This window comes from Photorhabdus stackebrandtii (assembly GCF_011189495.1).
Classification (GTDB): Bacteria; Pseudomonadota; Gammaproteobacteria; order Enterobacterales; family Enterobacteriaceae; genus Photorhabdus; species Photorhabdus khanii.
In genome coordinates this window covers 1-2903 of sequence record NZ_PUJV01000084.1, presented here as the reverse complement: position 1 = coordinate 2903, position 2903 = coordinate 1, and the positions used below count along the sequence as shown (strand labels likewise).

Here is a 2903-nt window from a genome sequence, read left to right as displayed (position 1 = left end):
TATCACGGCAGGTGTGATGGAGGTGTTCAAGTTCGGCTTTTTGTTCATCGGTAATGAATATTTTCATGACGGATACCCTGAACCTCATTTGGGCGAAAATCAAGCAGTTTCAATGAGCACAGGTATATATCTTTTCTGAATTATTTTGTTGCTTATAAATCGATATGACAAACAAGTTATGAGGTTTTTTTTGTGTCTGTTTTTGTGATTTTTATTATTTCATATTAAATGATTATTTTGATGTGTTATTTTAGTGTGATTCATGTTTGTTATTTGAAAATTCATGGTGATTTTTAAATATAAAATAATATTTGTTTGGAATTAAATTCCTGTTGATTGTCTCGGTGCTTTTTTATTCTTATAACGTTTTTTTAGAGTTTATTTCTTGCTAATTTAAAGTTATGTAATTTAATATAAATAATCAGTGAAACTGCAAAAAATTCGTGAGTTAGCCAAAACAGTTACAGGCTAGAATGAATTAATAATTTTCGTTCGACAGAAAGTACTGCCATAGCAAAGTCTATTTTCATAACCCAGTCTTATATTGGCAAAGCGGAATTAGTGTGTAATGTCTGATTCTGGGAGGGTTTTTGAGATAAGTGATTGAAAAATAAACAATAAATAATCTTAACTAATTTAGGGACGGATTTATTACCATTGATAACGTGCAAGAAAATTTCGTCTTTCTTTTATCATGCGCTTCAGTTTTTAAATCTACGGTACTTGGTGATCTTTCTATCGCTGTATCTTTGACTAATTAATATAAGGCTTGGATAACCATAAGATTAAATAAGATTCCAAAATAGTGCTACATCTTATACCACTCATAATCCTATGTATAACAATGGGTTGAAGAGGGCTATGTGTAGCAGAATTATGAAACGTTATTTAACACACTTAAAATAACCAATAAATTTATTGAGGTAATAAATGAAAGATAACATTGCTACAGAGGGAAATATGTTTAAAAGCGAAGTGCTTTCTCAGAAGTTAGATGAAAATACCCCACATCATACAGATGAGACACCGATTCCATCACGAAAATGCGTTGTAGTCGGGGGGACATCCCTTGCGGTGTCCTGTGCTGAACAAATTCAATCCGCCGGACATATTATACAAGCAGTGTTATCTACAGATAGTGTTTTGCAAACATGGGCTGAACAGCAGGGGATTGATTGGGTTAATTCGGTGGAAGAATTACAAGAACACATCCAGTTACAGCCTGTTGACTGGCTTTTCTCCATTGTCAATCCTCTCATTTTGCCTGCCTCATTAATTAAACAAATCCGCGGAGGCGCTTTTAATTATCATGACAGTCCCTTGCCGCGTTATGCAGGTAGCCATGCAACGTCTTGGGCGCTGTTAGCGAGGGAAACAGAGTATGCCATTTCCTGGCACTGTATTGAAGGCGCTGTGAATGGCGGAAACATTGCTGTGCAATGGCCGGTCTCGATTGAAGAACAGGATACGGCTTTTTTATTGAATCTGAAATGTTATCAGGCGGCTCAGAAAGGATTTAATGAACTCTTAACAACGCTGAGTCACGACACATTAATAACCTACCCGCAAAATCTTTCGCAACGGCGTTTTTATGCGCTGTCGCATCGCCCGGAGGCGGGTGGGTACTTATGTTGGAAACAGCCGGGCGAGGTATTGTCTGCGTTAGTGCGCGCATTAGACTTTGGCGAGAATGACGCCAATCCATTAGGTTACCCAAAACTGTTATTAAAACAGGATACGGTACGAATTTCCTGGCTTCAGCGGTTGGGTACCTATTCTGGGGAAAAACCGGGGACGTTGATTCGTGTGGAGGAGGAGGGCTGGCAGGTGTCGACGGGCAGTGAGGATGTCCGGATCGGGGGATTTTCCACATTGGAAGGCCAGTTATTGTCTGCCCGTGAGCTGACAGAAATATCAGAACTGCAACCCGGTGAACAATTGCCTTTGATTTCGCCCCAACAGGCACAGAATATCAAGAATACACTTCAAAAGTTCGCCCCTGATGAACCTTTCTGGTGTCAGCGTCTTACCGGCTGGCAACCCAGCCATTTACCTTTCGATATCCCCCATAAGACAGCAGAACCCTGCTGGGCAATAAGTCCCTGGCAATCTGCGTTTTCCCAAAAAAGTCAGGAAGCGACATGGAAAACGTTATTACAGGCATTCGTTATCTATCTGACGCGGTTGACCCAGCAAACGGTATGTCAGGTTGGTTGGTATGTGGGAGCAAACGAGGAGTTATCAAATATGGCATCGATGGTGCCCATGACCGTTGAAACCGAATTTAATAAGCCGTGGAGTGAGGTTGTTGTCGCTGTTGATAATGAACTGGCCCTGTTGGCACAGCATGGCATATACAGTCGTGACCTTTTTTCGCGTTTTCCTGCACTGTCCGTTATCCCAGAATTAAGAACGTGCTATCCATGGCCGATAGCTGTCTCTGTCGTGCCGGATAGCCGGTTAGGTGATCAGGAAAGGTCTGGCGAATTACTGACATTTCAGATAAATACACAGGGTAGTTTCCGTTGGATTTATGATGAAAATCGTCTGGATACGGCAGTGATCCTGCGGATGAGTGAACATTTGCAGCAGTTATTGTCATTAGAAAAGACAAATGAAGCCATCCCCATCGGGCAGCTTAATTTGCTTTCTGAAACTGAAAGGATATTGCTCCTGAAAACCTGGAATGCGACAGAAATGCCGTATCCTGAAGACTTGTATATTCATCAGTTATTTGAACAACAGGTGGCGAAAACCCCGGAAGCGACGGCTTTGATGTATGAAAATCAGTCCCTGAGTTATGCCGAATTAAATACTCGTGCTAATCGGTTGGCCCATCAACTTATTGCGTTGGGCGTAGAGCCGGATCAGCGGGTAGCGATTTGTGTCTCACGTTCACCGGC

The 2903-nt window shown here is 41.5% G+C and carries 1 protein-coding gene; it reads left to right on the top strand.

Annotated features, from left to right (window positions below; genetic code table 11):
- Window positions 1-930: 930 nt before the first annotated feature.
- The coding region (locus C5470_RS21550; RefSeq protein WP_242688265.1) for an AMP-binding protein at window positions 931-2903 on the top strand (1973 nt) is incomplete at its 3' end.